This window comes from Staphylococcus rostri, from assembly GCF_002902145.1.
GTDB lineage: Bacteria > Bacillota > Bacilli > Staphylococcales > Staphylococcaceae > Staphylococcus > Staphylococcus rostri.
Map to the genome: position 1 here is coordinate 1 of NZ_PPRF01000111.1, position 6632 is coordinate 6632.

At 29.9% G+C, this 6632-nt stretch carries 5 protein-coding genes and 1 pseudogene; 2 read left to right on the forward strand and 4 right to left on the reverse strand.

The window, feature by feature from the left end:
- Positions 1–1290: 1290 nt before the first annotated feature.
- Positions 1291–2109: a type II toxin-antitoxin system PemK/MazF family toxin gene (locus CD122_RS10810; RefSeq protein ID WP_103358960.1), complete on the reverse strand. Its 819-nt coding sequence runs from the start codon at positions 2107–2109 to the stop codon at positions 1291–1293.
- Positions 2110–3007: 898 nt separating this feature from the next.
- On the opposite strand from CD122_RS10810, the gene CD122_RS10815 reads away from it, so the two are divergent.
- Positions 3008–3505: a YagU family protein gene (locus CD122_RS10815; protein WP_103358961.1), complete on the forward strand. Its 498-nt coding sequence runs from the start codon at positions 3008–3010 to the stop codon at positions 3503–3505.
- Between the two features lie 134 nt (positions 3506–3639).
- Here the strand turns inward: CD122_RS10815 and CD122_RS10820 are convergent.
- The 3 genes and pseudogenes from CD122_RS10820 to CD122_RS10830 form a co-directional block, all read right to left on the reverse strand.
- Positions 3640–4378: pseudogene (locus CD122_RS10820) on the reverse strand (DUF1828 domain-containing protein).
- Positions 4379–4403: 25 nt separating this feature from the next.
- Positions 4404–4973: an Ltp family lipoprotein gene (locus CD122_RS10825; RefSeq protein WP_103358962.1), complete on the reverse strand. Its 570-nt coding sequence runs from the start codon at positions 4971–4973 to the stop codon at positions 4404–4406.
- Between the two features lie 314 nt (positions 4974–5287).
- Positions 5288–5887 (reverse strand): Ltp family lipoprotein, encoded by a 600-nt coding sequence (locus CD122_RS10830; protein WP_103358963.1) that lies wholly within the window; start codon positions 5885–5887, stop codon positions 5288–5290.
- A gap of 345 nt (positions 5888–6232) precedes the next feature.
- Between CD122_RS10830 and CD122_RS10835 the strand changes: the two genes are divergently transcribed.
- The gene (locus CD122_RS10835) at positions 6233–6589 is read left to right on the forward strand and encodes a hypothetical protein (RefSeq protein ID WP_142381207.1); all 357 of its coding nucleotides are present in this window, start codon (positions 6233–6235) and stop codon (positions 6587–6589) included.
- Positions 6590–6632: the final 43 nt, after the last annotated feature.

Genomic DNA, 6632 nt, shown 5'->3' on the forward strand with positions numbered 1-6632 from the left:
CTTTTGGATTTTTAGATAATCAGGTAGATAACTTTTCTTTAAAATGACATACTTAATAGCTAAAATTAATGATAAAATCGTTGGAAAAACAGCTAAGCCGGGCGTAGCTATAGAAAATAAGGACGTAACAAAAATAGTCCATATCATCCATTTATTAACAATATTTTGTTCCATTAGTTCATCTCCTTCATGACTTTTATAATATGAATTTTCTTACTACTTCCATATTATGATTATTATCAAAGAATAAGTCTGGGGGTTTTGGATTTAAAGATACCAATCTGATCCCCTCATCGTTGATAAACATAGGTTTCATGAAATCACCATTCATTTGAATTGTGATTTCATGGTTAGGTATAGTCTTTGATACTGTGTTTTAAATTGAACATCATCAAGAATTATTTCACCTGTACCTGCTGAAGCATATCCATATAGCATTAATTCGTTAGCAATAACGCTGTTTGAGTTAATATATAAGATTTTATCTCCATTTTGCTCATTTAATTGCTCGTTTGTATTGTAAAACACACGTCTTTAACGTTCATCTGCAAGTTAATCATATATAGTAGTTATAACGTTCCTAACTTAGTATGTTATATATATATCGCTTTTTAATACACTAAATATATCAGCAATTCTCTGTACAACTAGAAAGGTTAGAAGGTAAATTCAAATAGTCACTTAAAGTTGAATGCTGTATTTCAATTTTTTGAGACTATTTCTTTGGTTCTACATCCCAGATTAATAAGATTTTTTGTTATGTTGCTGGCAATAATCTTATTTTATTCTTTATAAAGTTATAAAATCCCTTATTTCGTATTATACGAAATTTTTTAATCATAGTGAAGTTTATACGATGAAAAGTATTTGTCGTTGGAATCGCTGGATATTCGCATTAAATTTGTATCTCAATAAGTCGGAGCTAACTAAAAAAGTTGAAAAAATTAAAAAATGAATATGGGGTAATATAGGAAGAACTTGGAAAGCTTTTTGGTGTATCGTCTAGAACCATCCAAAACATGAAGAAAGATTTAACCAATATAAAAGATAGCTAACTCTCTAAAATATAGATGCTTTTAATCTTAATTTTTTTGCCCTATAAAAAAATAGGGGCAGGAGAATTAACTAATATCTAAACACCTCGAATTCGATACGGTTAAAATCAAAAAGGCCAGATGTTTTATCATCTGACCAACCGGATTGGGTACCGGGAATGAGCTACTATTTCAGTAGAAAGCGGGATTTCACCGCGAATTGTTACTATTAATTTATCAGACGATATCCTTGAAGTCAACTACGTATGAATCTGATTCTCATTTGTTTTTCAATTTCTAGTAAGTCTGTTGTGCTTACTTTAATTTCTCCAGTAGGATCTTCGCTGTTTATTTTTTGAATCCTCTTTTTGCTTATTGTGGTAATTGCAGAAACGTTGGCATAAGATTGTTTGTTTTTATGTCTATTAAAAACCTTTCGTACAAGCTCAATATTTTTTGCCCTTTTTTTCAATTTGGATATTTTTTGTTCAAAAGTTTTGGATTCTTCTTTTATGAGTAATTCAATTTCTTCAAATTGCTTGCGCACATATGCTTCTGTTAAATAACCATACTTTACGAGTATGGCAATTCTTTCTGCTTTAGTTATTATATTGTATTCATGTCTTTCCATTATTAAGTTAGCGTAATCTTTAATTTCATCTACTTCATTATTTAGCTGTACAACTTTTTTATACAATTCATCTAAGGTGATATCAAAAATAGACGAAGTTAAATGTGTATAGTGCTTTGATTTTTTTGAAGAAAGTGGAATAACTGTGAGAGTACTTTTTTTGGGATTGTCTTTCCTATCCATAACAACACAAAAATGATTGCCAGAGAATTCATTACCTATATTACTTCCTAAGTTTACATAAATGATTGATCCTCTTTTATAAGTTGAATACATTTTCTTTTTATTGTTGTTTTCTTCCAATAATTGAGTTGTGTAAAAATCCAACCACTCAGGTAAATATTTTATTTTTCTATTTTCTTGTTGTGCACTGCTATAAATATCAATCATCTTTGTAGTAGTGGTTAGAAAAGATTTATATACTTTTTCGTTACGAACCTGCATCTACATGCCTCCTAAACGTTTTGTGAAATGATTATCAAGGCTAATTTCATTTAATGGTATTTTGGAATTATTGTTTACTTGCTTGTCATAAGATTTAAAAGGGACATTGTTAAATAATGAAATAATGTACTTACGTGTCATTAAATGTTTTCATATCTATTTAATGCATTAAACTAAATCAGGTATTCACCATGTGCAACTTGTTAAGAATTTTTTTCTTGAAAGCTTGGGTAAGGCTTAGAATTTGAATAACTTTCTAAGTGATTTTTATGCCATGTGTATCTTGTACTTTGTATCAGTCCTGCAACCAATAAATTCGTAGACATGTACGAGAAACTTTTTGAGTCGTTTCACTGAGGAATTTTTCATTTTTGAATTAAAGAGGGGTATATAGAACAGTTAATTATTTCTTTGATATAGTAGATTCATTTACTTTATTGAAATTTTGTTGACCTGTTTATACATAAATTTCATTAGTTATATTATTGTATTTGACACCATAAGCTGAATTGTCTTTGTTTAGTCACTATCCATCCATATCATCTTTAGAAATGAGATTTAATCTGAATTCATCATCATGTATCTAATATCGGCAAGAAATTATTCGTGCATAGTTTCGGGCTGCTTTACTTATAATATAGCATGTAAAAAAATCATATCAATAATTTTTTGAGAAGATTCTGAATTAAAATGTTATATGCCTAAGGAATTAGTAGTGGGGGATAGCATTAGATAAGTTATATGATTGATTAGAATAAAAGATAAAAAATAAGTTTAATATAGATTTTGTCGCAAAACAGACAAAATTTTTAGAAATATAAGATTGTTATATGTAAATAAATTTGTTACAATTTCATTTAAAATATTGCTGGAACGGCAAATAGAGGAGATTTTTTAAATGAAAGATAAATTATCATTTGTTCAAGTGATTTATGCTGCGATTATCGGTGGTTTGTTATCTGGTATCGTAAAATTAGGTTGGGAAGTTATGTTACCACCAAGAACGCCAGAGCGTAATGCAACGAACCCGCCACAAGAATTATTACAAACATTTGGTTTTAGTCATGACTTTACACATATGACATACCAATTTTCAGAGCAATCAATGCCTTGGGTAAGCTTTATTGTGCATTTTAGTTTTTCAGTAGTTGTCGCATTTATTTATATTTTACTTGTTAAACGTTTTTCAAAAGTAGCAATGGGTTATGGTTCAGTTTTTGGTATTGTTGTTTGGATTGGTTTCCACTTAATCATTATGCCATTGATGAATGTTGTACCTAGTATGTTTGATCAACCATTCCATGAACATGTTTCTGAGTTCTTTGGTCATATTGTTTGGATGATGGTGATTGAGCTTGTGAGAAGATATTACATTTATAAAAATGCATTTAATTAAATTAAATAATTGAAAGCAAAAAAGCCCGCCAACACTGGTGGGCTTTCTGCTTGAAACAGCTATCGCATTTATACACTCAATTGATTAAACAGTACAAAATCAATAGCGTAGAGGAGATAGCTCATTATGTGCCACTATTTTAATGCTGCTATGATTTCATCTTTATTTGACCATCTTAGTATAGATAACGCTTCATGATTAGCGGCTTTTTGAACTCTTTCAGAAATCTTATATTCAACATCATTAGCGATAATAATCATCTCAGAGGATAAATTGTTTCTGTTGTGTCTATTTGGTTTAACATCTCTATATATGAATGCATCGTTTGTAATTTTATTGAAATCTAAGTTGTTCGCAAAATTTATAAGTTTTTCAGGTTTTGTCTTAGTACCTGGCAAAATATAATCTATTGAATATTTAATTCCAGATTTACCTGAAATTGCCACTTTAGCTGATCCAGTAATTTCCTCATTGTATAAAAAGTCAAATACTTCTTCATAAAATAAGTTTGATATGTTTGATTTAGTGGCTAAAGTTAAGTCATAAATTTTTAATATGCCTTGTATTAGGTTGTGTTTTGATTGCGAAAAGTTATTATCTTTAGTATTAGCAATGATTTCATCGTTTTTTAATATTAGATTGAATTGGTTTAAAATAGAATTGATAAGGTTAGTTTTAATATCAATACCTAACATTTCTAATTCGCTTAAAGTTATACCATCATCTGATAATACAATGTAATTATCTGGTGAAATATCAGCATAGATTCTTATATTCATTCAAATGGTTTTGAAAGGGAGTAGTGATCTCAGTGGAACCATCTAAAGTTTTGTATTTATAACTTTGTTTAAGCCATGAAAAGTACTCTTGCATTTTTCTCCCCTTTGCTCGTAAATTATTACTTCAAATTGTCTATCGCGTACTGTGCTTCTTCTTCTGTAAATTTTTCGCCGTACTCTGAAGTAAGCTGTTCTTGAATTTCGTTTTTAGACATGTGCATATCTTTGGAGTAAGATTCTGCCTTATTCAAAGCATTATTTTTATAATCCGCTTGAAGGTGATCTATTGCATATTGAGCAGCTTCAGCAGGGAATTTGTCTCCGTACTCAGACGTGAGTTGATCATAAATACCTTGTTTTGACATATAGAGTGTATCTGAATATATTTCAGCTTTACTTAAGGCATTATTTTGTTCAGTAGTGGCATTGCTATCATGTGATGGGTGTTTAACTGTTCCTTGGCTTGTCGTATTTTGCTTATCTATTTCTTTACTTACTTCATTTAAAAATGCACCCGTACATGCTGTGAAAATGATAGAAAGAATGATAAATACGACGAGACAACCACCGCATCCCCATAGCCATCTTTTTTTCGTTTTTGATGCCTGTTCTTTTTGATAGTTTTCGAATTGTTGTCGTTGTTGAGCAAGTAATTCTTCGGTTGTTTGATTGTTTGAATCATTTGACATGCGTGCGTCCTCCTAGAAAAATTTGTTTACGCATTAATAACAGAAAAGCGTAAATGCTTTAATTATTACCTCTCAATTAAGCTAATTACTATGAAAATCTTTTCTATTTTTATGATTCAATGTAGGTAAAAAGAGGAATTAATTAATATTTATTATATTAATCAAGCGTTCATCTTGCAACGACTGCCACAAAGAAAAAATAATTCTTTCATTATTAGTTATAGAAAAACAAAAAACACAGGGAGAAAACTGTCCCTGTGCTAAAAATACCAAAGCTTGATTCTGAAAATATTCTATTTAATTGTTTGTAGTAATTACTCAACTAATTGATCTACTGCATATTGCGCTTCTTCTTCGGTGAATTTCTCGCCAAATTGAGATGTTAATTGATCATATATTTCAGCTTTCGACATTTTCCCGTCTTCGTGGTATGATTCTGCTTTTTTAACAGCGTTCTCTTTATAATCAACTTGCAAATTATCTATGGCATACTGTGCTGCTTCTGGTGAGAAATAATCACCGTATCTTGATGTTAGTTGATCGTAAATGCTTTGTTTTGACATATACAACTCAGAATAGATTTTTGCATTTTCCAGTGCTTCATTAGCATCATTATTTTTTTCTTTGTTGTAAGGAGAATCATCTAGACCTAACAATGGTTTTTGTGCCGTTGAATCTTGTGTTGATTTAGTTTGTTCTTGCTGTTTTTGAACAGTATCTATAACCGCACCTGTAAACGTTGTAAGCGCAATGGCTAATAGAATGATGATTACTAAGCATCCGCCACAACCACCGCACCCAATGAACCACCATTTCTTTGAGCTTGATGCTTCCTTTTTTTGCCATTCTTCATATTGTTCTTGCTGCCGCTTTCTTAATTCTTCATTTCTAAGTTCTGTTGGATTATTTGACATTAAAGTACGCTCCTTTAAATGTTGTTTTACTGACGTTATTTTAATGGAATATTTCGAAAATGATTCCACTAAAATATCAATAAACAAGCAAGTCATTTTTCAATAATTAGACGCGGCGTTAGTAAACGCAATGTCATCATCTATATTATATAAACATACCTAATTGTAGGCAATGTAATTTTTATGTCAAATAGATTTTTACAGTACTATATTACGTTAATGTGAAAAAATGAAAAATAACAGTTAGTAGTAATGCTATAATGAAAGTCAATATTTGTTTAGAAAGGATATGAAATGAATAACAAATCAATTATTTTAAAAGATAAATCATATAGAGAAAATAATGTGGCGATAGCGTTTAAACTAAAGAATACGATGGTTGATGATGTGGAGAGTATTTTTTATTTCACCGTTATGATTACGTATGAACACGAAAAGATTTTAACTGAATTGGCTGTTTTTAAGGATGATATAGACAACTTAAAAAACTTTAAAATAACTGAACAAGTGAATGAATTTTATTTTTATGAACCTGATATTTCATTCTTAGTAGTTGATATTGATGAATTGTATTTCTTCATTAATCTAGATTCGGGACTTAGACATTCAAATATGTGTACGGATTCAGGTGTTTCGCTCAGAATGAATATTTCTGTTGAATCTTTAGAAAAGTTTATAAGTGACTTAGTATCAATCGTATAATTCATATTTCATTGCCTGTATTTATATTCATACAGGTTTTTAT